Origin of the sequence: Marinomonas sp. A3A, assembly GCF_018336955.1 — a bacterium.
In the GTDB taxonomy this organism is placed as follows: domain Bacteria; phylum Pseudomonadota; class Gammaproteobacteria; order Pseudomonadales; family Marinomonadaceae; genus Marinomonas; species Marinomonas lutimaris.
This window is the reverse complement of the sequence record NZ_CP025532.1, coordinates 1,671,103-1,697,419: the sequence shown is the minus strand read 5'-3', so window position 1 is coordinate 1,697,419 and position 26,317 is coordinate 1,671,103. Positions and strand designations below refer to the sequence as shown.

22 protein-coding genes are annotated in these 26,317 nt (G+C 44.0%); 8 read left to right on the top strand and 14 right to left on the bottom strand.

Annotation, left to right across the window (positions count from 1 at the left end):
- Positions 1–15: 15 nt before the first annotated feature.
- From CYL31_RS07890 to CYL31_RS07860, 7 genes are all read right to left on the bottom strand, one after another.
- Complete coding sequence (locus CYL31_RS07890; RefSeq protein WP_212918378.1) at positions 16–1,362, bottom strand: MFS transporter; 1,347 nt, start codon at positions 1,360–1,362, stop codon at positions 16–18.
- A 128-nt stretch (positions 1,363–1,490) separates the two neighbouring features.
- Positions 1,491–2,390: a helix-turn-helix transcriptional regulator gene (locus CYL31_RS07885; RefSeq protein ID WP_212918869.1), complete on the bottom strand. Its 900-nt coding sequence runs from the start codon at positions 2,388–2,390 to the stop codon at positions 1,491–1,493.
- 116 nt (positions 2,391–2,506) lie between these two features.
- A complete protein-coding gene (gene fucP / locus CYL31_RS07880) occupies positions 2,507–3,811 on the bottom strand; it encodes an L-fucose:H+ symporter permease (protein WP_212918377.1) in 1,305 nt (434 codons plus the stop codon).
- Between the two features lie 349 nt (positions 3,812–4,160).
- A complete protein-coding gene (locus CYL31_RS07875) occupies positions 4,161–6,566 on the bottom strand; it encodes a zinc/cadmium/mercury/lead-transporting ATPase (RefSeq protein WP_212918376.1) in 2,406 nt (801 codons plus the stop codon).
- A 97-nt stretch (positions 6,567–6,663) separates the two neighbouring features.
- Positions 6,664–6,948: a hypothetical protein gene (locus tag CYL31_RS07870; protein WP_212918375.1), complete on the bottom strand. Its 285-nt coding sequence runs from the start codon at positions 6,946–6,948 to the stop codon at positions 6,664–6,666.
- Positions 6,949–7,037: 89 nt separating this feature from the next.
- On the bottom strand, positions 7,038–7,577 hold the full coding sequence (locus tag CYL31_RS07865; protein ID WP_212918374.1) for a hydrolase: 540 nt from the start codon (positions 7,575–7,577) through the stop codon (positions 7,038–7,040).
- Positions 7,578–7,609: 32 nt separating this feature from the next.
- Positions 7,610–8,209, bottom strand: a complete 600-nt coding sequence (locus tag CYL31_RS07860; protein WP_212918373.1) for a pentapeptide repeat-containing protein — start codon at positions 8,207–8,209, stop codon at positions 7,610–7,612.
- Positions 8,210–8,660: 451 nt separating this feature from the next.
- On the opposite strand from CYL31_RS07860, the gene CYL31_RS07855 reads away from it, so the two are divergent.
- The 8 genes from CYL31_RS07855 (at position 8,661) to CYL31_RS07820 (ending at position 17,155) form a co-directional block, all read left to right on the top strand.
- Positions 8,661–10,490 carry an ABC transporter permease gene (locus CYL31_RS07855; RefSeq protein WP_212918372.1) on the top strand — a complete coding sequence of 610 codons (1,830 nt, stop codon included), beginning with the start codon at positions 8,661–8,663 and terminating at the stop codon, positions 10,488–10,490.
- A 1-nt stretch (position 10,491) separates the two neighbouring features.
- On the top strand, positions 10,492–11,661 hold the full coding sequence (locus CYL31_RS07850) for an ABC transporter ATP-binding protein (protein WP_212918371.1): 1,170 nt from the start codon (positions 10,492–10,494) through the stop codon (positions 11,659–11,661).
- Between the two features lie 23 nt (positions 11,662–11,684).
- Positions 11,685–12,803, top strand: coding sequence for an ABC transporter substrate-binding protein (locus CYL31_RS07845; protein WP_212918370.1), 1,119 nt, complete (start codon positions 11,685–11,687; stop codon positions 12,801–12,803).
- Between the two features lie 95 nt (positions 12,804–12,898).
- A complete protein-coding gene (locus CYL31_RS07840) occupies positions 12,899–13,753 on the top strand; it encodes an inositol monophosphatase family protein (protein ID WP_212918369.1) in 855 nt (284 codons plus the stop codon).
- A 32-nt stretch (positions 13,754–13,785) separates the two neighbouring features.
- A complete protein-coding gene (locus tag CYL31_RS07835; protein WP_212918368.1) occupies positions 13,786–14,421 on the top strand; it encodes a dual specificity protein phosphatase family protein in 636 nt (211 codons plus the stop codon).
- Complete coding sequence (locus CYL31_RS07830) at positions 14,418–15,440, top strand: LacI family DNA-binding transcriptional regulator (RefSeq protein ID WP_212918367.1); 1,023 nt, start codon at positions 14,418–14,420, stop codon at positions 15,438–15,440. Before CYL31_RS07835 ends, CYL31_RS07830 begins: the two co-directional genes overlap by 4 nt.
- 101 nt (positions 15,441–15,541) lie before the next feature.
- A complete protein-coding gene (locus CYL31_RS07825; protein WP_212918366.1) occupies positions 15,542–15,955 on the top strand; it encodes an acyl-CoA thioesterase in 414 nt (137 codons plus the stop codon).
- 126 nt (positions 15,956–16,081) lie between these two features.
- Positions 16,082–17,155, top strand: coding sequence for a DUF748 domain-containing protein (locus CYL31_RS07820; protein ID WP_212918365.1), 1,074 nt, complete (start codon positions 16,082–16,084; stop codon positions 17,153–17,155).
- Between the two features lie 77 nt (positions 17,156–17,232).
- Here the strand turns inward: CYL31_RS07820 and iolG are convergent, their stop codons facing one another.
- From iolG to katG, 7 genes are all read right to left on the bottom strand, one after another.
- The gene (iolG, locus tag CYL31_RS07815) at positions 17,233–18,231 is read right to left on the bottom strand and encodes an inositol 2-dehydrogenase (protein WP_212918364.1); all 999 of its coding nucleotides are present in this window, start codon (positions 18,229–18,231) and stop codon (positions 17,233–17,235) included.
- Between the two features lie 130 nt (positions 18,232–18,361).
- A complete protein-coding gene (gene iolB / locus CYL31_RS07810) occupies positions 18,362–19,177 on the bottom strand; it encodes a 5-deoxy-glucuronate isomerase (RefSeq protein WP_212918363.1) in 816 nt (271 codons plus the stop codon).
- A gap of 53 nt (positions 19,178–19,230) precedes the next feature.
- A complete protein-coding gene (locus CYL31_RS07805) occupies positions 19,231–20,394 on the bottom strand; it encodes a Gfo/Idh/MocA family protein (protein ID WP_212918362.1) in 1,164 nt (387 codons plus the stop codon).
- 398 nt (positions 20,395–20,792) lie between these two features.
- Positions 20,793–21,212 (bottom strand): GNAT family acetyltransferase, encoded by a 420-nt coding sequence (locus tag CYL31_RS07800; protein ID WP_212918361.1) that lies wholly within the window; start codon positions 21,210–21,212, stop codon positions 20,793–20,795.
- Positions 21,213–21,245: 33 nt separating this feature from the next.
- Positions 21,246–21,698, bottom strand: coding sequence for a DUF2127 domain-containing protein (locus tag CYL31_RS07795; protein ID WP_212918360.1), 453 nt, complete (start codon positions 21,696–21,698; stop codon positions 21,246–21,248).
- Between the two features lie 137 nt (positions 21,699–21,835).
- Positions 21,836–23,716 (bottom strand): methyl-accepting chemotaxis protein, encoded by a 1,881-nt coding sequence (locus tag CYL31_RS07790; RefSeq protein WP_212918359.1) that lies wholly within the window; start codon positions 23,714–23,716, stop codon positions 21,836–21,838.
- A gap of 258 nt (positions 23,717–23,974) precedes the next feature.
- Entirely contained in the window at positions 23,975–26,188 is a 2,214-nt protein-coding gene (gene katG / locus CYL31_RS07785; protein ID WP_212918358.1) for a catalase/peroxidase HPI, read from the bottom strand.
- Between the last annotated feature and the right edge of the window lie 129 nt (positions 26,189–26,317).

The following is a 26,317-nucleotide window of genomic DNA, read 5'->3' as shown; positions in this document are numbered from 1 at the left end:
AAACCTCAGTATCCCTTAATTTGCTTGGTTTGCTTCACGTGCCACTCGCAATTCGGATTGCATAGTGCCTTCTATTTCTTGTGTAATCGGATAGAAGTAAGCAATAAAGGCAATACAACTAGCACCAAAAGCAGAAATCAAACTCATGAAAAGTAAAATCATCTGCATGGATTCTGCCGTTTGCTCAACGCCCGCTTGATAACCTGCAAAGCTCAAACCTATTCCAACCAAAGCTCCGCTTAATCCCATACCGAATTTATGAGAAAAAGTGGCCGAACTGGTCGACAAACCAACCACTCGTCGGCCCGATTTCCACTCAACATAATCCGCAGTATCAGCGACCAATCCCCATAATGATGAAGCGGCAATACCTTTCGACAACTGATTGAAAAAGATAATCGCGTAGATTAGATAGACATCGGATGGATCAATCCAGTATAGATTGCCAATCAAGCACATACTCAACAACGCACCTGCTATCACTAAGTTACGCTTAGAGAAACGCTTAACTAGCTGAGACATCAAGGCTGCCCCTGCAATCATACCGAGGCTCGCCATAGTAAAAAACATACCAGCTTTACTGGCATCACCAACAATATAAGTAAAGTAATACATGCCGACAGCAAAAGGCATGATAGTAAACGTAAACAACGGAATACCCATTAAAATGGTAACCCACCAAGCGCGATTTTTAATCACCACAGCAAAATCATCTTTCAAAGATGAACGCTGTTTGATCATTGGAATACGTTCTTTGACGCGCGAAAAACACAACCAGAACATCACAATCATGACGGCACTAAGCAACATCAGAGTGTATTGAAAGCCCTGCTGTTTATTACCGTTACCAAAGAATTCAACCTGAGGCAAAGTACTTGCATTCACCATTAACGCACCAGTAAACGCCAATACCATGCGAAACGATGCCATCTGACCACGCTCAACAGGGCTATCTGATATGGTTGCAGGCAAGGAGGAATATGGAATATTGATAGCAGTGTAAAGCGTCATCAATAAAATGTAGGTCACAAATGCCCATATGATCTTACCAGAATCGTCCAAATCCGGTGTGGTAAAAGTAAGCACAGCGACAATCGCTAAAGGAATAGGAACATAAAGCAAGTAAGGGCGAAATTTACCAAATCGAGTTTGAGTTCGATCACCTATCATGCCCATAATCGGATCAGATATGGCATCCCACATTCGCGTGACGAAAAACAACGTCCCAACAACTGCAGCAGAAAGGCCATACACATCGGTGTAGAAAAACATCAAGTAGGTGCCAACCGCCGTAAACACCACATTACTGGCTAAGTCACCAAAGCCATAACTAACCTTATCGAAAAACGATAACTTCTTCATAATGAAACCTTATTTATATTTATTGTTTTCATTCATTATGGGAATTAATCGCAGGCACGCTATCCGATTTTTGACCTCTTCATTAGCCGTTTTTTGACATGGCAGACACTATTTAAAAAAAGAGACCTTTAAAGGTACAAGAATTGCCTATCTAACCACGGCATAATTCGCTGCTTCAATAAAACAAAATCTACCCCTGCATAAGCCTGCCCAATACTCACTAAATTCACCGGTTCCCGCTTAAGGCGAAACTCCGTTGGCGTACAATCGTATTCTCGACGAAAGGCTGTATTAAACGCTTTTACAGAAGGAAAACCGTGGTCTAAAGCGATATCTGATATGGCTTTTTTAGGTTTCTGAGCTAAGTCTGACAAACTTTTTTCTAATCGATAAAGCGTCAAATAGCGTAAAAAAGTCTCACCTACTTTGGCTTTAAAATAGCGGCTTAAATAGGCTTCCGACAGCCCACGCTCCTCGGCAAGCAAGGATAAAGAAATATGTTCTTGGTAGCGCAAGGTTATCTGACGCAAAAGATCATTCATCAATAACGTAGATTCCAGAGAGTCCGTTTTCATTGCATTAATTGAAGGAAAATAACGAACAAACAGCAAACCAAGTTGAGCAAGAAAACTGGCTTGCGCTTGTTGCCAATGATCCGCTTTATAGTGCTGCTCCCACCACAAATGCGCCATTAGTCGTTTAATTTCAGGCAACATATTCTTCTGAACTAGACTCCAGCTTTTCATTGGGGAAGTATCTAGCGCCACTCCAACAAAGTTATATTGCAAACAAAGAACGAGATTATCTTCCTCGGTCGATTGTGTCGCATGAGGCAACGCTTTATTAATAAACAAAACATCGCCTTCCTGCAGCAGCAGTATTTCATCCATCACCTGAACTCGAATTCGACCTTTTACCACCCATAAGCATTCATGGGCATCATGATGGTGTAAATCACACTGAGTCACGCAATGAGCAAATATTCGGCTTTCTTCTTCTAATATTTCCGCTCTATTCAATAAATACATCACAAACTAACACCCTTAATCGCTTAACGAATGATAAGGAAGTTAATGCACAAAGTCACAGGCAAAAAAAGGCCCCGCATGTCGCGAGGCCCTTTCATTCACATTTTTTATTGGGATTAAACGCTGGTATTTTTCACCGAAAACATGCCGTAAGCGGCTACCACAAGGAAACACGCCGCTGGCACCACATAAGAAATAATCGCGCCGTATTCATCAATAGTAGCCCCTTGAACCAAAGGCATAACAGCCCCACCCAAAATAGCCATGACCAAACCCGCAGAACCGAATTTCGTATCGCTACCAAGACCGTCCAACGCGATGCTGTAGATCGTTGGGAACATCAAAGATAAACAGGCAGAAATAGACACGATAGCCCAAACACCGGTTACGTCTGGCACCATCACAGCATAAAGGCACAAAGCGCTACCCAATAAAGCCAAGATACTTAGCAACACAGCGGGACGGAAAAAGCCCATCAACCACGTCATCACAAAACGCGAGATTAAGAAAATGATCAAACTGTACTGTAAATAATCAGACGCACTCGCTTCAGTACCACCAAGAGTCTCTTGAACATATTGAATAGTAAAGGTCCAAGTACAAGTTTGTGCCGCTACGTTAAAAAACTGCGCTACAACACCCCAACGATACTGTTTTCGGGCAAGTAATCGGCCTAATGTCGCCATGAAATCAATCGTCTGAACTTCGTCAACATTAATCTTGTTCTCTGATTTAGGGATACGCATGAAATAGATAAGCGCCCAGATAATCATCAACACAAACGCCATGCCGACATAAGGTGTCATCACACTGTTTAACTCATCAGCGCGAATACTAAGCAAGGCTTCTGGCGCCATGCTAGCTCTTTCTTCGGCTGAAGCTGTGTTTAGATTAGGAAGAATCAATGTCGCAGCAAGAAATACACCTATGTTGGTGCCAACTGGATTAAATGCTTGAGCTAAGTTCAAACGACGTGCAGCACTGCCTTCTGGCCCCATGGTCATCACAAAAGGATTCGCCGAGGTTTCTAAAATAGACAAACCCGCCGCCAAAATAAACAAAGCAGCCAAAAAGAAGCCATATGTCATCGAAATACTGGCAGGATAAAAAGCCAAGGCACCCAAAATAGCCAAGCCCAAGCCTGTCAACACACCCGCTTTATAAGAGTAACGAGCATTGATAAACGCCGCAGGAATCGCCAAACAGAAATACGCACCATAATACGCGAACTGCACTAAAGCCGATTCAAACGTACTCATGGTAAAAATTTTGCTAAACACTTTCACCAAAGGATCTGTCATGTTGGCGGCAACGCCCCATGCAGCAAAACAGGTAATCAATAAGATAAACGCAATTTTCATGTTCGGATAAACGAACGGAGCAGATAAGGATTTTTCTGGAGCTGTATTTTGATTTTTCATAAAGCAAACAACATCTATTATTTTATAGTTGGATGATAGAACGTGCTTGCTATCTGTTCTCAAATAGACAGACTAAAAACACCTCGCCACCATCAGACATTGATATAGGCTAACCGCAGTTTGGGCATTAACTTGGTTGATTTAAAACCACCAAAAGTGCCCTTTCCACGACCAACATCAAACACAAGGTGCGAAATCCTACCACCAACTTTCTATAAAAATGCGCTTGCAGAACAAAACTTAGTACTTTGTAAGTGGATTAATCTTTTCTTACCCATTTCATTAACATAAATGAAATATTCCTGACTTAGGGTTCATTTTTAATCCCCCTAAGTCATTCTGATACTTGCTAATTCTCCCTACCCAACTGTTTTTTACGCAGCAATCGCAAGGCATTCGCAGTGACCAGCGCGGTCGCACCAGAGTCCGCCAATACGGCAAGCCACAACCCAGTTATACCCAGTAACGTAGTGACCAAAAACACCGCCTTCAGGCCTAAAGCTATGGTGATATTCTGACGAATATTAGCATTGGTCGCACGAGACAAACGAATCATCTCTGCCAAGCCTTGCAAGCGATTATGCGTCAATGCCGCATCTGCCGTTTCTAAGGCGACATCTGTGCCGCTTCCCATCGCAATGCCTATGGTAGATGCTTTCATCGCTGGAGCGTCATTAATACCATCGCCCACCATGGCTGTCGCCTGCTGTTGATTCAATTCAGTGACCGCCGTAACTTTGTCTTCTGGTAATAAATCCGCTCGATAATCTATGTTCAATTCGGCAGCAATGGCCGCAGCGGCACGGGCATTATCACCGGTTAACATCACACCATTAATACCCAAATCGGCTAAGTCTTTAAGCGCGCCTTTAGCGTCATCGCGTAATCTATCCCGCAACGCGATCAAGCCAGAAAGTTCGCCATCTTCAAGTACAACAACGACCGTTTTACCCTCTTCTTCCAAGCCAATAACTTGCTGTTGAATAGAATCATCTAACGCTTGCTCTAACTTACTTGGTGAGCTGATTTTGATTTTTCTACCTTCAAAATCCCCTTCTACACCAACACCTGCCAAGGTCTTGCGATTATCAGCATGAACGAGAGCAACACCTTGATGCTCGGTGTAATCCACAATAGCCTTAGCCAATGGATGATGGGAACCCATTTCAACCGACGCTGCGGCCGACAATACATCACTCACATTTGCATTATTAAAAGGCACCACATCTGTCACACTTGGTTTACCTTCGGTTAGCGTACCGGTTTTATCAAAGGCGATGGTTTTGATTCGGCCTAATTGCTCTAACGCCAGCCCGCCTTTAATCAAGGCACCACGACGAGTGGCCGCCGCTAGACCAGAAGTAATCGCCGCAGGCGTAGAAATCACCAAAGCACAAGGACAGCCAATCAATAACAAAGCCAAGCCGCGATAAATCCACGTATCCCAAGGTTGAGCGAAAGCCAGAGGCGGAATCAAGATCACCAAGACAGAAATCAGCATAATCACTGGCGTATAAATACGGCTGAATTTATCTAAGAAACGCTCAAGCGGTGCTCTGCGTTCTTCCGCTTCTTCAATCAGGTGTAAAATTCGATCTATGGCGTTATTACCGGGTTGCGACACGACTTTGAGTCGCACCACCCGATCTGCCAGCAAGCTGCCAGCGGGAACTTTTTCACCAGACGAACGCTCAACAGGAACAGATTCCCCAGTCAAAGCGCTTTCATCGAAGCTTGCCATTTCGGACAAGAGTTCCGCATCCGCAGGTAAGCGCTCACCCGGCGACACTTCAATTTCGTCTCCTGGACGTAAATCCGCAATGGCAATTTTTTGGCGCTCGCCATTTTTGATAATCAAGGCTTCTTCTGGCAGCAAGGCCATCAAGGCGCTGACGCCCTTGCGCGCACGATTTGCGGCAAAGGATTCCAAGCACTCGCCAATCATAAACAGCAACAACACCATGGCCGCTTCTGCGGTGGCACCAATAAATAACGCGCCTATCGCCGCGACACTCATCAAGGTTTCAATGGCAAACGGCGAGCCACTGCGTATCATGCGCCATGATTTTTTCACGATGGGCACTAAACCAACTAAGGTGGTAACAATAAACGCCGTCTCACCCAATACAGGATTAAATTGCGTTATTCCCCAGCTCAATAACATCAGCACAGCCAAAGCTACAATCGGACCGTATTCGGTTAATTGCTGACGCGAAAACCATGAAGCCGTTTGTTGTTCAGAGTGGGTAGGCTTTTGGCTCTGCTGCTTGGAAGCACTGGCGTCAAAAGAAACTAAGTCAAAGCCAATACCTTTTACAGCGTTTTGAATTTTGTCAGACACATCAGCATTCGCCGACACTCGAAGTTTTTCAGTAGAGAAAACCACATTGGCACTTATTACACCTTCAACAGAAGTAACCGCCTTCTCAATGGAACGCGCACAACTGGCGCAATCCATTCCGCTAACTCGCCAACTATAATTCTGATTATCGGTTGCTTGGGCTAAAGAGGCATCGTCATTTGCATCAGCGGGCACACAGCAACTGGCGTCGCCTTCGTCATCGGAAGAACAGCAAGAACTTTCTTTTTTCCCACTATCTTCGCTTGCGCAGCAAGAGGAAACCTCACTCGATGTAGAGCAACAAGAACGGCTCGTTTCTTGATGTGTGTGTGATGAATGGTCTTTTGCTTGGTGACACTGACATGAAGAATGAGATTGGCAGTTTTCTTTATGTTGACCTGATGAATGATGCATACGTCTCTCCTGTTTTTAAGCTATAAGGAGAGTGTAGACCTTGGATAATAGTCCAAGGTCAAGCACCAGTTTCATATCATTTAAATAAAAAAGAGCCTTAGCTCTTGATCGAAACACCTTCTACTTCTAATACTGTTTTCGCATCTGTGCGTTCCATGATTTTTACCAAGGCGGATTGAATCACTTCGTCTTCGCGTACATCGCTTTGGCCCACAAAACGCTGATCTTGTGGCTCGGCACCTTCTTCTGCAGTAAAGGTGACAATCACTTCTGTGGCGATCTCTTCAGTGTCACCAAAATAGGCAATGGAGAGTTGCGGATAACCTTTGAAACCCATTTTTACTTTCTTCGCGATACGTTTTTTAGATTTATCTATGTTCATGCTGCCTGCCTAAAGGGGAAAGGTATTGAGTCTCAATGAAAACTATTACTGGATTAAACCACAAAGCAGGCACTGCGAGATAAATTAACTTACTTAATTAAGCTAAGGGCTGCTCTAAACTCATCCGCTCGACAATCACCAATCAATTCAAACAAACACATTTCAAGGCTGGTCACTTCCGCGCCTTTACGAGCTAACTTAGCAAGCGCCATGTTCTTATTCTCTATCGTTCGAGATGATACACAATCGCTAACCAATTCCACGTCATAACCTAAATCCAACAAGCCTAACGCCGTCTGATACACACAAATATGTGCTTCAATACCCGTAATCAGCCACGTGTTCATCTTGGCCTTTTTAATCGCCTCAACAAAAGCAGGTTCGCCACAGGCGCTAAAAGAATACTTAGCAATAGGTTCAACCATATCTAATACTTCACGTAACTCTGGTACGGTTGCGCCCAATTTTTCTGGGTTTTGTTCTAGCCACAGAATTGGCATTCCCAATAGCTTGGCGGCCTTTACTAACTTGACCAAATTGGCAATAAACGCCTCGCTGTCATGAACAATAGTGGCAAGCTTTCCTTGAACATCAATCACTACCAAACCGGTTTTGTCTTTTCTTAACATGCTGTTTTCCTTTTTATTTTTATCCGTTGCCTTTAAACCAATTTGATCCCCAGGGACGTCAGCAAGCTTACCGCTTCATATCGGCAAAAAGTGGCATTTTTAATGGTGTTTTTTTTCACATCAATATCGTAGTTGGTCGCGCCGTTAAAATCCGCGCCGGTCAGATCCGTGTTCACAAACAAACTGCTGGTTAAATCGGTGCCAGTAAAACGCGCACGAGACAGTGTCGCTTCTCGAAAATCCACGTCATGCGCTCGGCAATCTTCAAACACGACACCTGATAATTTCAAGCCATAAAACGACGAGGCATTCACTAGACATTCTTTAAAAAATAACGGCGCACCGAGCTCCAAGCCTCGCCAATAGGCTTTGGTCCAATCCACACCCAGCACTCTAGATTCATAAAACTGGACATCTGAGAACTTGCTGTTTCTCACATTCACTGCCGTTAATTTGCATTTACGGAACTGACAATCTTTGAAAGTACAAGCATCAAAGAAGGCTTCGCTGAAATCGCAAGATTCAAATACGCAAGACTCAAAAACCTTACGACTCACCTTGCCCTGCTCCATCGACAAATCCATAAAGGTCTTACCATAAAAAGCCTCATCGTTCGGCAATACATGTTCCATTACATTCTCCCGTCACTAGAAAAACTAAAGTAACAAGAGATGTCAGCGTGCTCAATCTAATAAGGTTATTTAAGGAAGGTGTGAACAAGTCCTCTTGTCTCAGCATGTGGATAAAAGCCTGTTATTCGAGGCGAGTAGCGAATGTGAATAGTGGTTCTATTTTCGAGGTGCTCAACAAAGAATACAGGCTTTTAGGCCATGCCCTGCGGGTCTTTCAGAGAAAACGCCACATGTCGTTGCGACTCTTTGAAAGGTATCTACATTCCTTCAGAGTCGCGCCTTATTTGACGATTTCTCTGAAAGACTGAGGCTTAGTAGACTTATTCGCACCTTCCTTAACCTAAAAAACCGTTCGCAAAAACTTTTTTGCACATATGTGCAAAATGTCATCGGTTTGTCATAGAGGAAGATTATTGTTTAGAAAATTACATGTTTTTCTAAGGAATAACCTATGACCATCTTGCTCACCGCAGCAGAGCAAAAAAAGCCAAATATTTGGCGACGCGCAAGGCATGCATTTGCTGTTGCCCGACACGAGCCTGCCAATTTGATTGGTCTTGTTCTGGCTATTTTCTTTGCTTATTTGATTCTTGCACCTGTGGTCTCGATTCTCGTGGATTCCTTTATCGTGCAATCCGGAGACGAAACCAGAACCCACCAAGACGAAGGCAGTTTCACCTTTTATTATATTGTACGAACGCTGTATTCACGCATTTCTGAAATCCTCTTATGGCAACCTCTCTATAACACCTTAGCCATTGCGGCCAGTACGGTGGTGTTTTCTATGAGTATTGGCGTAGTGCTAGCATGGTTGGTAAATCGCACCAACATGGCGGGGCGAGCTTGGTTCGCTACGGCGCTGATTGTGCCTTTTATGTTACCTACTTGGACCTTCGCTCTCGCTTGGACGACGATTTTTAAAAACCGTACTGTTGGCGGACAACCTGGCTGGCTAGAGTCTTTAGGCATCACCACTTCAAACAGCGTGGCTTACGGCTATTTCCCCATCGTTTTCATCTTGGTTTTGCATTACACGCCCTTGGTCATCTTGATTGTCGGCAATGCGTTACGTCGCCTTGATTCACAAATGGAAGATAGTGCTCGAGTACTTGGTGCACCATCTCGAACCATCGCTTTTTCTATTGTTCTGCCGTTAATTCGCCCGGCCTTAATGTCTGCCGCTTTATTGATATTTGCCGATTGTATTGGCGAGTTCGCAGTGCCTTATATTTTAGGTTTACCTGTGCGCTATGACACCTTAGCAACGGGTTTGTATCGAGCGCTAGACACCCGTCAAAACGGCGTGGCTGCGGTCATTGCTGGCGTAATTATGATCATCGGTGTGATTACCTTACTGATTGATGTGCGCATGATGAAAGAGGCTCGCCGCTTCGTCACTGTTGGCGGTAAAGGAAACATGGACAGGCTACGCAAACTGGGCCGTATGCGTTTACCAGCATCTGGCTTTGCTGGGGCCTTTGTTTTAATCGGTGTGGTACTGCCGTTACTGACCTTGTTCCTATCCACAATCATGATTTTGCCCGGTCGCTTTACGCTAGACAACTTCACTTTCGATTACTGGATCGGCAGCAATTTAGACACGATTGCCCTACGCAATGGCATCTTGCTAACACCAGAATTTTGGCAAGCCGCGTGGAACACTATTGTCATTGTCGGCTCGTCTTCAATGATCTCTGGCGTACTCGGTTTGCTAGTGGGTTATGCGGTATTACGCTGTTCATTCAAAGGCGTTGGCGCTTTCTTGCGTCAGATTACCTTCTTACCTTATTTAGTTCCCGGCATTGCCTTTGCGGCGGCGTTTTTATCTTTATTCGCCGTGGCTCGCGGCCCAATTCCAGCGCTGTACGGCACGCCTGCCATTTTGATCATTGCTCTAGTGGCTTCCAAAATGCCGTTTGCCAGCCGATCTGGTATCGCTGCCATGACGCAGTTGGGCAAAGAACCGGAAGAAGCGGCACGCATTGCTGGTGCCAACTGGTTTAGCCGCATGACTAAAATCATTATCCCAATACAAGCTGGGCCGTTGGCAACGGGGATTCTGTTGCCATTCATTTCCGGTATTAAGGGCGTCAGCCTGTTCATTATCTTGGCGATTCCATCCACGGATGTTCTCACCACCTATTCACTGCGTTTACTCGACTACAACTACGACCAAGCCGCCAATGCGGTGGTCTTGATGATTGCACTTATCGCTTGGCTTGGCACCGTCTTGATCCAAAAGATCTCTGGTACTGGTTTGGCTCAAGGTCTGGAGAATTAATATGCCTACAATCTCATTAACCAATCTAACAAAATGCTACGACGGCAATACTGAACCTTCCGTTGATCAAGTATCACTGACAGTAGAAGACGGCGAATTCATGTGTTTGCTCGGCCCATCGGGCTGTGGCAAAACGACGATTTTACGCATGATTGCCGGTATCGAACATTCCACCAGCGGCGAAATTGCCGTAGACGATTTGGTGGTCGATTCGGTTCACCAATCCTGTTTTATTCCACCGGAACAGCGCCGTATTGGTTTTGTATTTCAAAACTATGCCCTTTGGCCCCACATGACAGTGGAACGCAATGTGGACTTTGGTTTGCGCTTACAAAAAGTACCAGCCCAAGAACGCAAAGAACGTTGTTTGGATGTGATGAGCAAGTTACGCATTCTTGAATACGCCGACCGCTATCCGTCTCAATTGTCTGGCGGCCAGCAACAGCGTGTCGCCTTGGCACGTATGCTGGCGGTGAATCCAGGTGTGCTGCTATTAGACGAGCCATTATCGAACCTAGATGCGACTCTGAGACTGGAAATGCGCGCCGAGCTACGTCGCTTACACCAAACTTTTGGTACCACCATTATTTTTGTCAGCCACGACCAATGGGAAGCCATGACGCTAGCCAACACCATTGCAGTCATGAACAAAGGGCAGCTGCAACAAATCGGTACGCCAGACGAAATTTACGCCGAACCAAGCAATCGTTTTGTGGCTGAATTTATTGGTAACCCGAAAATCAATCTGATCAAGCTAAAAGAATCCAATGATAAGTTCATCAATCTTGCCAGCCACATTTTAGCCAGACAGCCAGAAAGTAAATTCGCCGATGTCTGCGCCATTCGCCCTGAAGAAATCATTCTGACCGATACGGCAAACACCAATACGCTGCCAATGACCATTGAAAACATCATGCCAACGGGTGGCAGCTGGGTGATTGAACTGAGTTTTGGTGATGACAGATTATTTCACTCTACTCAGTCTCGTCCAAAGTGGCGAGAAGGAGAGCAAGTAAATGCTTATTTGCCAACGTTGTCACTGCACTTTTTTGATCAAGCAAACAATCGCCTTGTTCTTCCAGAAACAGATCTCGATTACAGCCATTTACTGCTCAACTCGGCGTCAATCAACCAAAAGCACACCAATCAACCACTCGCTAAACAAGCATAAGCTAATCAAAAAAGGAAACCGTTATGAACTTCCCGATGAAAAAAAGCCTTCTTGCACTGACTGTTAGCCTAACCACTTTTGGTGCGGCTTCGACTTTCGCTGCCGACACATTTGATCTTCAAGCATTAATCGCAGCCGCAAAACAAGAAGCACCGCTAACTGTGTATGATTCCACAGGGAAAATTGTTAAACAGGCGGAATCCTTCAGCAAAAAATACGGCATCCAAGCAACGGGGATTAAAGCCAAAGCTTCGCAAATTCTCGAAATTGTCAGCCGTGAAGCGAAAGCCGGCAATGTAAAAGCTGACGTCGCTATTCTGGCCGATGCACCTGCGGGCATGGAGCAGCTACTATCAAAAGGCTATGTCACCAGCTGGGTTCCTACGGACCTTGCCGTTAATATTCCAGCGACCTACCAAAACCCGCTTACGCTGGTCTTAGCGCCCAATATTTGGGCTTATAACACAGGCCTTTATGACACCTGCCCAGTAACAAATGTATGGCAACTTACTAAACCAGAATGGCGTGGCAAAGTTGCCATGCAGGACCCTCTTGGCAAACCATCTTACACAGATTGGTTTAACCAGCTCGCCACACACCACGACAAAGCCATGGCCGATGCCTATCAAGCAGAATTTGGAAAACCATTAAAAACCAGTGAAGACAGCGCCACAGCAGCCTTTGTAAAAGCCCTCGCAGAAAATCATCCACTAGTCACTAGTTCTGATACAGAAGCCGCTAACGCTGTTGGCGCACCAGATGTGAAGGACAGCTTTGTTGGCATGGTCAGCGCGGCAAAATTTCGTCAAAACGAAAATGGTATGAAGCTGGGTCTTTGTGCCGATATGGTGCCATTTAGCGGTTGGAGCTATCCAGGTTTAGGCTTCATTACCACTGGAACGAAAAGCCCTAACGCCGCGAAATTATTTATTCATTACATGATGACAGCCGAAGGCATCGCGCCACAGGGTGTTGATGGAAAAATGTCCACCAACCAAACCGTTAAACTACCTGATAACGAGCCAGCAGGTATAGATAAAGTCCGCGACCAAATCATGGGATACGATGCTTCTACAGCAAAATCTGACTGGGAAAGCCGTCAAGACTGGCAAGACCTATGGAGCCTAAGCTTCAAAAATTAAGCAGTAAAAGGCTCTAGCTATTACTAAGAATGAAATCAGTTGGGACGAATTTTTCCCAACTGATTTATATATAACAAATAGAAAAGGATCCCTCCTTGACACCCAACAACATCAAAAAAAGCGAACTAGAAAAGCGCGAAACCGCCCTGCATTCAATTATTCTAAGCGCAGGAGCATTAGCACTGGAACGCTATCGCGCCAGACAACCTGGCGATTTTACACTGAAGGGCCAACAAGACTTTTTGACCGAAGCTGATGCTCTGGTCGAAGAACACATTCGCCAAGCTATTTATAACCTTTTTCCTGAAGATGGATTACTTGGAGAAGAAACAGGAGGCTCAACATCGAATCCCTCGCTTTGGGTAGTTGACCCGATTGACGGCACCGCTAACTTCGCTCGGGGCATAGATCATTTTTGTATTTCCATCGCCTTTGTGCATAACGGCGATACGTTACTCGGCGCGATTTATAATCCAGCGACGAACGAAATATACCTGGCTAGAAAAGACCAATACGTCACCAAAAATGGTCAAGCCCTACGTGTTTCTAACATAAGGGATACTCATAGCTCATCCTTTGAATTAGGATGGTCTACACGGATTCCCCAAGAAGTCTACTTGGCAATCATTTCTTCTCTTTTGGCAAGCGGTACTAATATTCGACGTGGAGCCTCTGGTGCATTGGCACTGGCATGGGTGGCAGAAGGCCGAACCGACGGCTACGCAGAATCGCATATGAATGCATGGGATTGCTTGGCCGGTTTACTCATGGTGCGTGAAGCTGGCGGGCGAACAGGCGTTTACCCTCAGACCCACGAAGAGATAGCCCATGGCGGAGCCATTCTAGCCGTTGCTCCTGGTGTCGCGGAACAGTTTTCCAATGACACCATGATATCTCTGTCCACTAAGACACATAACCGAAAAGAAAATCAGTTTGGACTAACTGCCTAATCTGTTGACCCCATACAATGAAAGAGACAATTATGACCACCGAAAAAGTAAAAAAACGCTACCCTCGCCCACCAATGAGCCTAATTGAGAGCAATATTCCTGGCTGGGGAGTAGATATCTACATTGGCGGTTCTACCAGTGTGGCAGACGCAGAGCTACTTAAAAAACATAATATAAAAGTAGTGCTTAACTGCGCGATAAACCTAGATATTGACCTTGTAAATTCGCAAGAACCTAACCCACCAGAACACTTACTAAAACATGGTTGGGCGCCGGTTCGATATTACAAAATTGGCATGATCGATGGCCCAGGAAATCCAGAGTCCATGGTATTAGCAGGTTATCACTTAATGCGTTCAGCTCTAGATCAGGTACTGCCTGAAAAAGCCTCCTATAAAGTTCGTGAAAAAGGCAATATTTTGGTGAATTGTCGTGGTGGACGCAGCCGCTCAGTCACTATAGTTGCCCTATTTTTGCATTTAGAATATCCAGATCGTTACCCGACACTGGATTCTGCCATTGCACATATTCGGGAAAAACGAGAGCTTCACCCAGATGAATGGTATGAAACCCCAAAACCCGCCTTAATTCACCTAGCAGAACGTGCCGCCAGCATGGAAAAGGTACTGCGCGATGCGGGCTTTGGTCAGGATATGAGAAAAGCATGAAAAACCAGCAACCGAAAAATATCGCCAGCGCCGCAGAAGTAGCCAAACTCGCTGGTGTTTCTCGGTCTGCTGTTTCTCGCACCTTTACCCAAGGTGCGAGTGTTTCCAAAGACACTCGTGAGCGTGTACTGGCTGCTGCAGCAGAACTGAATTATCACGTCAATCATCTTGCCCGTGGCTTATCTAACGAGAAAAGCCGCCCCGTTTGTATTCTTGGTGCCAACCTGAATGCACCCTATCAAGCTAGCTTACTTGATGCCCTCACCCAGCGTTTGCAATTAGCTGGCCGGGCTGTGATGGTGATCAATACGTCTGGCGGCGAAGCCAGTGCTGATGCAGCATTAAGACAAACGTTAAATTATCGCGCGTCGGCAACGATCGTTTTATCCGGGACGCCACAAACCACCTTGATCGAAACCTGCGTAAAGAGTGGCCAGCAAGTTATCCTTGTGAACCGTGCCGGTCAGTTTGAAGGCACAGACCACATCAGTATCGACTATCAATCCGCCATGGCTGACGCACACCATATGCTTTTAAGAGCCGGCTGCACAAACCTTGCCGTTGTCTCGTCGACCATTCAATCACCCAGTTTACTGACTCGTGAAAAACTGTTTATTCAAGCCGCCGAAGACGCTCAGCAAACTTGTATTTTGTTGCGAACAGGACCAACCAGTTACCAAACTGGCGTAGACGCAGCAAGACGTTTATTAGCCTCACGCGAGAGACCTGACGGTGTCTTTTGCGTTACTGATTTGATCGCCTGTGGTTTTATAGATGTGGCTAAAAATGAGTTTGGTTTAAGAATTCCAGAAGACATCTGCATTGTCGGATTTGATGATATTGAACAGGCAAGTTGGCTTGGCTACCAGCTCACCACTTTTTCACAACCATTAGGCGCTATGGTCGATGCCATTTCAGAACTCTTGGAAAACGCCTCTGACAAAGCGCGTAACAAGCAACATTTAACCTTCCATGCACCACCCGTTTGGAGACATTCTGTGCGGCCAAGCGCTTTATGACTATTCAAATTCTCTGTTAGTAAAATCGAGCGATTTTGTTATTTGATTCCCTCTTAAAGAGCCGTAACCTTTTACGTTCGAGTTTTTAAGAGGGAATAGTCATGCTCAACAGAACAAAAATAAAAGTCCGCGGTTATCACATCGACCTTTTTCAGCACGTCAATAACGCTCGTTATTTAGAGTTTTTAGAAGAAGGTCGCTGGGCTTTTTTTGATGAATTTAATGCTGGAAATGAGCTAATTGAACAAGGCTTAGCGTGGGCCGTTGTCAATATAAACATCAACTTTAGGAGCGAAGCCAGTTTCGGAGATCTTCTTGAGGTACAAACCCGCTACGCTAAAATTGGCAATCGCAGCATTACCATGAAGCAAACCATTCTTAACACAAAAAACCAAAGCCTTGTGGCCGAAGCAGACGTCACTTATGTCTGCTTTTCTAAAACACTAAAAGCAGCGGTTCCATTACCTGATGAGCTTAAACACACTATCGAACAAGCCATTGCCTCATCTGAATAAACCTGTATTTTTCATGCTAACTGTAGACAACCTGACAACAGCATGTATAGATTATGGAAGACCTTGATTTTCATTGAGAAAAAACGCTCTGCGCCTTAATCTAAATGCTAACAAGGAGAAATTAGCATGAAAGCAGAACGACTGAAAAACATCATCACTTTTCTTGTGATGATCTTAAGTATTCTCATCATATTGAGACTGTATTTACCCTATTGGGCACTTTATACAGTGAATCAAAAATTGTCCGATATGGGAGACTATTCAGGACACATAGAAAATGTCGATATAGATCTTTATCGAGGTGCATATCAGTTGCAAGCGTTATCTATTTCAAAGATCAAAGGTACACACAAAGTGCCATTTGTTCGCACCAACAATATAGATATTGCATTAAGCTGGCGTGCTTTATTCAAAGGAAAAATACTTGCGGATATTTCCCTTGATTCACCACAGGTCAACTTTGTCGACAGTGAAAAAGAGGATAACGCCCAATCAGGCAAAGGTGGTGAATGGCAAGGTGTTGTAGAAGGACTAATACCTATTACCATCAGTAAAATCAGTTTAAACAACGGCAGCGTTGCCTTTCGTAATTTCGAGTCAGAACCGCCAGTTAACGTACAACTTACCGAACTTCATGCGGAAGTAGCCAATCTCACTAATATTGCAGGGCAAGATGGCAGGCGTGTAGCGAACTTAAATCTAGGCGCAAAACTGCTGAATTCCGCGTCCTTGGAAATGAACGCCGACTTTGATCCCTTTGTTTCTAACGACTTCAGCATCGCGTTAAAAACAGAATCCGTTTCACTGCCCTTGCTCAATGATTTTGCCCAAGCCTATGCCGGGTTTGACTTTCGAGCCGGTACAGGCGAAGTTGTCAGCGAACTAAAAGCCGCGGATGGAAAACTAAACGGTTACGTGAAGCCCTTGTTCAAAAAAGTCGACATTCTGGATTGGCAACAAGATGCCGTAGAAGATGGTGATGGAATATTACAATTATCTTGGGAAGGATTAAGCGGCGGACTAACGGGCCTATTTACCAACAGCGATACGAACAAAGCCGCCACTATAATCGAGATTACAGGCTCACTAAAGGATCCTGAAATTAGTGCGTTTGACGCTGTTTTAGAAGCATTGAAAAACGCCTTTATAGAAGCGTTCGATAACAAATTTGAAGGGCTTAAACCAAAAAGTGATAATTGAACCTCTCTAACATCAGATAATAAAAAAGGGCTAGCAGCCCTTTTTTATTATCTTGAGTAAAATCACCTCAATAGAAATTACCAGCTCAATGTCACTTTCTGCCCTGTTTCCAACGATTTCTGTGCGGCATCAGCGAGCATTTGTGCACGACGACCGTCTTCGAAGCTTGGAGAGACTGGTTTCTTCGCTAGAACGTTTTCAATGAAAGACGTTAGCTGCAAGTTATAAGCATCCACATAACGATCAATAAAGAAGTTATAAAGCGGATCTTTTACTTGTGTCGTATCTTTGGTGAAACGCGTTACCGACGTTGGCGTTTGGTTGTTTGAAATCACCATGCCTTCCGAGCCGAAGGCTTCCACACGTTGATCATAACCGTAGATTGCACGGCGTGAACCGTTAATGTGAATCAAGCGACCAGACTGGCTTTTCATAATAAGCATCACGCTATCAACATCACCAATTTCGGTGATCTTTTCATCCACCATAGCACTACCGAAAGCTTGTAACTCAACAATTTCTTCACCCAAGACAAAACGCGCCATATCGAAATCATGAATAATCATATCGCGGAAAATACCGCCAGACGATTTCAGATACTCCACTGGCGCCATGCCTGGGTCACGACTGGTAATGATAATTTGCTCTAACTTACCAATACTGCCATCTTGCGCAGCTTTGACCACTGCTGCATGACTTGGGTCGTAACGACGGTTAAAACCAATCTGAATCGGCACCCCACAATCTTTAATTTGCTCTAAACACGCGTTCACCGTGGCCGTGTCCAAATCAATTGGCTTTTCACACAAAATGGCTTTTCCCGCTTTAGCGGCTTTAATAATAAGGTCCACATGCGTGTCTGTACTGGTTGCAATCAACACAGCATCGACTTCAGGATCCGCTAAAGCCACTTCTACGCTATCCGCTACCTTAGCACCAGTGGCTTTCGCCACGGCCTCTGCCGCTGGCGCATAGACATCAAAGACATATTTTAAATTAGATTGGGCAAACGCCTGAATATTTTGGGCGTGCATTTTTCCGATTCGACCAGCACCAAATAACGCAAAATTAAGCATAGTTTTATCCTTAGGTTTATTTTTTTTATACAAGGCGACTAGTAGACTTGTAGATATTGTTAAGTTGTTGAAAACTCTTTCAAGCAAGCGACGTTACGAGTGCTGTCGTCGCTCAAAGGCTTAAACCTTTCTAAGCTTTTTTGTCTCGTTCAATAATCCACTCATGATCCGGATCATTATGAAAAATCCAGTTACGACTTGGCCCCGCCATGACGTTCAGATAATAGGATTGATAACCATGAGGTACGCCAACTGGATGATAGCCTTCTGGCACCATGACGAGATCACCGTCTTCCACGGCCATGGTTTCATCAATGCTTCGGTCATCGGTATAAACTCGTTGGAAAGCAAAGCCTTGTGGCGGATCTATCTTGTGATAATAAGTTTCTTCCAGCTGGGTTTCAGCAGGCGCCGCATCGGTATCGTGTTTGTGAGGCGGATAGCTTGACCAGCCGCCACTTGGCGTAATCACTTCGCAGACTAACAAGCTGTCAGCGGGTTCATTACCGAATAAGATATTGCACACATGGCGAGTGTTGCTGGCCACACCACGAGTTTCATATTGACATTGCTCCGGTGTGATCAATTTCGCTTGGAATCCGCCTTTGCCTGGTGCCTTACAAAATGCCACTTCTACATCAGTAATAGCATCGATACAAATTTCGTCTTGCGCTGGCGAATACACTGAATATGGTGCTTTTTGATCAAATACACTCATGCGGTCACCAATGTTGTCCCAAGTTTCGAGCTTGGTACTAGCATTCGCTTTACCAGACAGAATCACCGCGCACACTTCATCTGTACCAGTTTGAATCACTACAGACTCGCCAGCTTTAAGTTGATGTGCTTCAAAGCCTACATAACGCCAATTAGCACTTTGTGGTGTGACATGCTGCGTCAATGTTGTGCCGTCGAGCGGGCGTTTCTTACTTAATAAATGTGACATACAAACCTCAATCGTTATTATTTTATCGAGAACATTTCCAGTCGTCTAAAGCACTATCGACTCACTTCATATTGCTCTACCTCAACCCATGTTCTTTTTTCATAGGATTCCACTACACTGTCGAGAATGATATTAACCTGAGTCGCAGTTCGAAAATCTGGCCACAAAGGAGCGTCATGAACAACACCTTGGAATAAGTCTCGAATCTCAACCGCTTTCATGTCATTGAAACCCAAGCCATGGCCTGCTGAAACACAAAATGCTTGATAATCAGGATGCTCAGGCCCCACTAGAATACGCTTGAAGCCTTGAGTCTGTGGATTACCTTCAGCGATATACAAAGACAATTCGGACAAGGTTTCTTGATCGAAAATCAAGCTTCCTTTGGTTCCTGTGATTTCGAAAGACAAGCCATTTTTTCTGCCCCATGCGATACGGGACGCCTCCAATGTGCCTTGTGCACCATTAGCAAAGCGCACCATCATATGAGCTTGATCGTCGTTTTCAACTTCGCCAACACCGACTTTAGAATCGCTTGAAGTTTGAGCTAAAGGACGCTGCTGATGTACCACTTTAAGATCGGCACACAATGACGTAATTGGTGCGACCAAATGAGTCGCCAGCTGCACTAGATGAGAAGCTAAATCGTTCAGCGCTCCCGTTCCAGCAAAATGCTTTTGCAAACGCCAACTAAAGGGTAGATTTGCATCTGCAAGATAATCTTCATTAAACACGCCACGAAAATGTACTACGTCACCGATATCACCACGAGCAATTAATTGCTTAGCAAATTGCACTGTGGGGTTCTTGATGTAATTAAAACCAACCAGTGTTTTTACTCCTGCTCGTTCAGCAGCCTCAGTCATTTCTTTCGCATCGGAAGCATTTAGTGCTAACGGTTTTTCACTATAAACATGTTTACCTGCTGCAATGGCAGCCAAAGCGATTTCTTTATGTAGAAAATTCGGAGCACAGATATCGACCACATCAATATCCGGATCGTTAATTAAGCTTTTCCAGTCCCCTGTAGAGCGATTAAAGCCCAATTCCAAGGCTTTCATTTCAGCTAATTCAGGCGTTGCATCAGCTAACATCTCACAATGTAATTGGCTTTGTGGAATGGCAAAAGCTGCCATCGCATTTCGGTAGGCAATCGCATGTGCTTTTCCCATGTAGCCTGAGCCAACCAAGCCAACACGCATTTTTTTTATTGTCATAATCATGCCTCATATTCTGTTGTATTAATTCCACCAAACTACATCAGTCATTAATACATAGAATTTCGTGTTTTTATTCTAACGATAGCCACATGATAGAATATTTATTTCATTTATTTCAATAGATAAAAAATTTTTTTTTATAAAGCCCTCGTGAAAGCATCAAAATACGGCAAAACATCATTGAAAAAAACAATATAAGTTCATATATAACAAAAGGATAGATAACTAATAAAAGAATTATTCACAGTCAAGAAACATGGAATATACATTCTAATAGACCATAATTTTCGTCTTAGACAGATAGGATTCACAACCTAAAACCTACTAATATCCTTAATTTATAGGCTTAACTCAGGCGGTAAGATAAGCGATAGCAAACAAAGAGAAAGAGCAAATCAGTTGTCGTTTTCAAGTCGCTTGCCTAAGCTAACAACTTGATCATCACCGTAACCAATCGCATTGTAAAATGCGATAACGGTTTGATTTGTATTACGGACTTGCAGATTAATTTTTGGGCAGCCTTTAGTAATAATTAACGCTTCTACGGCTTTCATCATTGCCTGTCCATAGCCTTTTCTTTGATAATCAGGACTAACAGCAAGATAATTAATCCAGCCACGATGACCTTCATAACCTCCCATTACTGTGGCAACCACGTCGTTATTGACGACGCCAACAAGAAACAAATCAGCATCTACCTTCAGCTTTCGATCAATGTCTTTATGCGGATCATTCTGAGGAACCACTAAACTACATTGATTCCACAAAGCAATCACCGCTTCTCTATCTGTTTCTTCATATGGACGAATATTCATAAAGTTCAAATCTCTCCTATCTGGTGGCCATCGCTAAAACGACTTTTCACCACGCTTTAGCACCCAATACAAATAAGCAACTATTGCTAAGTTAAACAACAGTATCGAAAAATTGACCAGGTTGGGGGTTTGATAAATAGCATAAAGCTCAAAGGGGATATAGAGCGAACCACTAATAAAGGCGAACCATTCTGTCCAACGCAGTTTATGCCATAAGCCATAGGCGATGACAAAGCGAAAACAGGCGTACATAAGGGAAACTGAGATCACTAAAACTTGGTCTTGCTGAGCCAGTTTTTCAATAAAGGTTAACAGTAAATCGATATAATAATTATTGGGCGAGATAGGCCAATTTTTCATTATCTGTGCTGCAAGCTGATGGAGATCTTGCTTCGCTATTATGTTTACGCTCAATGCAACGCATAAGGCCAATACACCTTTTACACCATCAATAACAGCAATGGCTTTTAGACCTTCAAACTTCATAAGCACCACTTCTTAAAAAAAACCAGCATACATCAATTCGATGACAAAAAAGTGATGATAACAATAGCTTTGCAGAGCAAACAAAAAAGGCGAGTAGGACAAAAAACCCAACTCGCCTTGATAGAACTTAGACAAAGCTACACTTTAAATTTGTCTAAAGATCTCGCTTGTTCAACGGTAATTTCAACCATAGTGTCACAAAGCACAGACTGTCCTTGTGCTGCATCTGAAACCGACTGGCTAATATCACGAATATTGGTGGTATTACGGTTGATTTCGTTTGATGTCGCACTTTGCTCTTCTGCCGCAGCAGCAATCTGAACTGTCATGTCGTTTATTTCATTAATACTTAAGCGAATCGCCTCTAGAGACTGCTTAGCCTGATCGGCAATTTGCTGGGTTGCATTGGCGTTTTCTCGGCTTTCAAGAATGGCTTTTTCAGCACCCCTTACCCCAGTTTGTAACTGTTGAATCATTTTCTTAATTTGTTCTGTCGACTCTTGTGTTTTTGACGCCAATGTTCGGACTTCATCGGCGACGACAGCAAAGCCTCGGCCTTGCTCACCAGCTCGTGCCGCTTCAATAGCAGCGTTCAAGGCTAATAAATTAGTCTGATCAGCTATGTCGGTGATAACAGTAAGAATTGATTCAATATTGTCGCTATATTTCACTAAGTCATTAATAGTTGTTACAACATCGCCCATTTTCTGAGTCAGCTCAGCAATCGAAGTAGTCGTACGATCAACAATAACTTCGCCCTCTTTTGCAGCAGCGTCTGCTTGATTTGCACGGCTTGCGGCTGTTTGAGCGTTGTCTGCCACATCATGCGCTGTCGCTGACATTTCATGCATCGCAGTAGCCAGTTGATCCAACTCATTAAGCTGAGTATACAGTTGTTTCGATGACTCTACGGAAGACACTGCCGTCTTATCTGTATTTTCGCGAATATGACAAGATTGGCTTTTTACTTCGCCAATTAAGCTCTGTAAATAATCAATAAATTTATTAAACTCGCTCGATACATGACCGAATTCATCGTCACTAGTAATCGCAAGGCGTTTGGTTAAATCCCCTTGCCCACCATTTATATCTTTTAGTGATTCATGTAAAGCACGAAGTGGTTTTAGCAAACCAGTCACGACAAAATACAGCACGATAGAAACAAGTAAGGCGGCAATTAAAGTTCCCCAAAAAGCGACCCAACCAAACTCTCGAACACTGGCAAATAACTTGTCTTCATCTAAAACAACACCGACATACCAATCTGAACCGTACAAATTAGGCAATGAACTAAAAGACACATATACAGGCGTACCGTCAGCCAGTTTTTTTTCAACCAAGTCTTTACTCAGTTCTGGCACACCACCTTGCAATAAATTAGATACAGATTTGCCGTTCAAATCTGCATTTGGGTGACTGATTATTTTTCCATCTTTACTCAATAGGAACGCATAACCTGTGTTATTGAAGTTAAGCGCATTAACTGCTTCAGATACTGTATTAAGATTTAGATCTCCACCAAAAGTACCTTTAAATTGGCCATGGTCAGAAAAGTCTGCAATCACAGAAATCAGAATATCGCCCTCAGTCGAGACATAAGGTTCTGTTAGCGCTGCTTGCTTATGCTGCTTCCCCATGCCGTACCAAGGGCGTTTGCGGGCATCCCAGCCCGGTGGGTTCCAATTAGGATCATTGGTGATTCGACTACCGTTAATATCCAAACCACCAAACAGTAAAATAAACTCGTCTTTATAAATAGGTAAGTCGAAAGCTTTTTGAATGGTTTCAGGACTAAAGTCCGCATCAACTGTTTGCGAAATAGCTTCAATCAAATCCATTTTATTTTTAAGCCAGTTATTAACCTGCAAAGCGAGAGCTTTACTACTTTCTTGAGTACTTGTCGTTGTTTTCTCAAACAATGCACTTCTAAGGCTGCTGTATTGCAACCACGAGTACATCGAGAATGCTAAAACAACAACAATTGATGCACACCAGACAACCTTATGAGAAACCTTCATTACTAAATTATCCTATAAAATAAACGAAAAAAACTTATCACTTCCATGCAAATTCAGAGATAACAAAATTAATGACATTGAATTATGTCAATCCAATGAATTTCGGAGGAATTTATAACATCAACTATTAAAGTGCCACCTTTAAAACGTTGTTTTTTTGTAGTAACGAAAGTTTTAGCAGAAAACCGATAATTATTCCTATAAAAAAACCCCGCATTCCTTTCGGAAGCAGGGTTGGGTGTTGGTAACACTAGGAGATTAAGCTAGATCAAAACGATCCAACTCCATTACTTTAGTCCATGCGGCAATAAAGTCTTTCACAAAACGTTCTTGTGAATCAGAGCTCGCATACACTTCTGCAATAGCACGAAGTTGAGAATTAGAACCAAACACTAAGTCGGCACGTGTTGCTGTCCATTTGATCTTACCCGTTGTACGGTCACGACCTTGGAACTCACTCTCTTCTTCAGAGGTAGCAAACCACTTGGTTCCCATATCCAATAAATTCACAAAGAAGTCATTGGTTAACGTTTCTGGTTGGCTTGTCAAAACTCCATGTTGAGATTGACCCGTATTGGTATTCAATACTCGCAAACCACCTAACAACACCGTCATTTCTGGCGCTGAAAGCGTTAATAATTGTGCTCTATCCACCAACATTTCTTCAGCAGATACCGTGTACTTACCTTTCAGATAGTTACGGAAGCCATCTGCAGCAGGCTCGAGGAAAGCAAAAGATTCCACATCCGTTTGCTCTTGAGATGCATCCGCACGGCCTGATGTAAATGGGACTGTAACGCTGTGTCCCGCTGCTTTTGCAGCCTGCTCAACGCCAACAGATCCACCTAATACGATCAAATCAGCAAGAGAGACCTGTTTAGTTGAATCTTGGGCATTAAACTCAGCTTGAATGCCCTCTAAAACAGACAACACCTTAGCAAGTTGCTCAGGCTGATTTACGGCCCAATCTTTTTGTGGAGCTAAACGAATACGAGCACCATTAGCACCACCACGCATATCTGAACCACGGTAAGTCGATGCAGAAGCCCAAGCTGTAGAAACAAGCTGTGCAATGGACAATCCAGAAGCTTGAATTTTTACTTTAAGGTCTGCAATGTCTTGGTCATTAACCGAAACATACGTCACCGCTGGAATCGGATCCTGCCATACCAACTCTTCTTGTGGCACTAGAGGCCCGAGGTAACGAGCCACTGGACCCATGTCACGGTGAGTCAATTTGTACCAGGCACGAGCAAACGCATCGGCAAGTTGATCTGGATTCTCATAAAAACGTTTAGAAATTGGCGCATAAATCGGATCATCACGTAATGCCAAATCCGATGTAAACATAATTGGCGCATGACGTTTAGATGAATCATGAGCATCTGGAACAGAGTTTGCTGCCGCACCACCTTTTGGAGTCCACTGCCAAGCGCCTGCTGGGCTCTTAGTTAATTCCCAATCATACTCAAACAAGTTTTCAAAGTAACCGTTGTCCCAAGCAATTGGGCTCTTCGTCCAAGCGCCTTCAAGACCACTAGAAATAGTATCGACACCTTTCCCCGTGCCCATGTTATTACTCCAACCAAAACCTTGCTCAGTAATGCCTGCCGCTTCTGGATCAGCGCCAACTTGAGCGGCATCACCTGCACCATGGGCTTTACCGAAGGTATGGCCACCAGCAATCAAGGCAACGGTTTCTTCGTCGTTCATCGCCATACGTTCAAAAGTATCGCGAATATCACGGGCGGAAGCGAGCGTATCGGGCTTACCATCTGGACCTTCTGGGTTAACATAAATTAAACCCATTTGTACGGCTGCTAAAGGGTTTTCAAGTTCACGATCGCCAGTATAACGTTCATCATCTAGCCAAGTTTTCTCAGTTCCCCAATAAATGTCTTCTTCAGGCTGCCACACGTCCACACGGCCACCAGCAAAACCAAAAGTTTTGAACCCCATGGATTCCAATGCACAGTTCCCCGTTAAGATCATCAAATCTGCCCAAGAGATCTTACGGCCGTATTTTTGCTTAATAGGCCAAAGCAAGCGACGCGCTTTATCTAAGTTAACATTATCTGGCCAGCTGTTTAATGGTGCAAAACGCTGAGTACCTGACGTCGCACCGCCACGACCATCAGCCGTACGATACGTGCCTGCACTGTGCCAAGCCATGCGGATGAAGAATGGGCCATAATGACCGTAATCAGCCGGCCACCAATCTTGAGAGTCTGTCATCAACGCAAATAAATCTTTGCGAAGCGCTTCAAGATCTAAGCTATTAAATTCTTTGGCATAATCAAAATCTTCGCCCATTGGGTTAGATTTCGGCGAATGCTGGTGAAGAATGTTTAAGTTCAACTGATTCGGCCACCAGTCTTTGTTTGATGTACCGCGGCCCGATGATTGATTTGCACCTGCGGCACCATGATTAAAAGGACACTTACCTTCATTCGACATCTTTTCGTTAGACATAACGCTCTCTCCTACTTGCTGCTTAGAACATCTTATTTTTCAGTAACGTTTTCTTAACTATAGTTATAAACTTAAAAAGAGTGAGTAACTAATAAATAAAAACTAAGAAGATGATAGGCAATGACTGCC

Excerpts from the sequence above, each read along its gene's own strand:
- CYL31_RS07890 (WP_212918378.1), bottom strand. The coding sequence starts at position 1,362 with ATGAAGAAGTTATCGTTTTTCGATAAGGTTAGTTATGGCTTTGGTGAC.
- CYL31_RS07885 (WP_212918869.1), bottom strand. The coding sequence starts at position 2,390 with ATGTATTTATTGAATAGAGCGGAAATATTAGAAGAAGAAAGCCGAATA.
- fucP (WP_212918377.1), bottom strand. The coding sequence starts at position 3,811 with ATGAAAAATCAAAATACAGCTCCAGAAAAATCCTTATCTGCTCCGTTC.
- CYL31_RS07875 (WP_212918376.1), bottom strand. The coding sequence starts at position 6,566 with ATGCATCATTCATCAGGTCAACATAAAGAAAACTGCCAATCTCATTCT.
- CYL31_RS07870 (WP_212918375.1), bottom strand. The coding sequence starts at position 6,948 with ATGAACATAGATAAATCTAAAAAACGTATCGCGAAGAAAGTAAAAATG.
- CYL31_RS07865 (WP_212918374.1), bottom strand. The coding sequence starts at position 7,577 with ATGTTAAGAAAAGACAAAACCGGTTTGGTAGTGATTGATGTTCAAGGA.
- CYL31_RS07860 (WP_212918373.1), bottom strand. The coding sequence starts at position 8,209 with ATGGAACATGTATTGCCGAACGATGAGGCTTTTTATGGTAAGACCTTT.
- CYL31_RS07855 (WP_212918372.1), top strand. The coding sequence starts at position 8,661 with ATGACCATCTTGCTCACCGCAGCAGAGCAAAAAAAGCCAAATATTTGG.
- CYL31_RS07850 (WP_212918371.1), top strand. The coding sequence starts at position 10,492 with ATGCCTACAATCTCATTAACCAATCTAACAAAATGCTACGACGGCAAT.
- CYL31_RS07845 (WP_212918370.1), top strand. The coding sequence starts at position 11,685 with ATGAACTTCCCGATGAAAAAAAGCCTTCTTGCACTGACTGTTAGCCTA.
- CYL31_RS07835 (WP_212918368.1), top strand. The coding sequence starts at position 13,786 with ATGACCACCGAAAAAGTAAAAAAACGCTACCCTCGCCCACCAATGAGC.
- CYL31_RS07830 (WP_212918367.1), top strand. The coding sequence starts at position 14,418 with ATGAAAAACCAGCAACCGAAAAATATCGCCAGCGCCGCAGAAGTAGCC.
- CYL31_RS07825 (WP_212918366.1), top strand. The coding sequence starts at position 15,542 with ATGCTCAACAGAACAAAAATAAAAGTCCGCGGTTATCACATCGACCTT.
- CYL31_RS07820 (WP_212918365.1), top strand. The coding sequence starts at position 16,082 with ATGAAAGCAGAACGACTGAAAAACATCATCACTTTTCTTGTGATGATC.
- iolG (WP_212918364.1), bottom strand. The coding sequence starts at position 18,231 with ATGCTTAATTTTGCGTTATTTGGTGCTGGTCGAATCGGAAAAATGCAC.
- iolB (WP_212918363.1), bottom strand. The coding sequence starts at position 19,177 with ATGTCACATTTATTAAGTAAGAAACGCCCGCTCGACGGCACAACATTG.
- CYL31_RS07805 (WP_212918362.1), bottom strand. The coding sequence starts at position 20,394 with ATGACAATAAAAAAAATGCGTGTTGGCTTGGTTGGCTCAGGCTACATG.
- CYL31_RS07800 (WP_212918361.1), bottom strand. The coding sequence starts at position 21,212 with ATGAATATTCGTCCATATGAAGAAACAGATAGAGAAGCGGTGATTGCT.
- CYL31_RS07795 (WP_212918360.1), bottom strand. The coding sequence starts at position 21,698 with ATGAAGTTTGAAGGTCTAAAAGCCATTGCTGTTATTGATGGTGTAAAA.
- CYL31_RS07790 (WP_212918359.1), bottom strand. The coding sequence starts at position 23,716 with ATGAAGGTTTCTCATAAGGTTGTCTGGTGTGCATCAATTGTTGTTGTT.
- katG (WP_212918358.1), bottom strand. The coding sequence starts at position 26,188 with ATGTCTAACGAAAAGATGTCGAATGAAGGTAAGTGTCCTTTTAATCAT.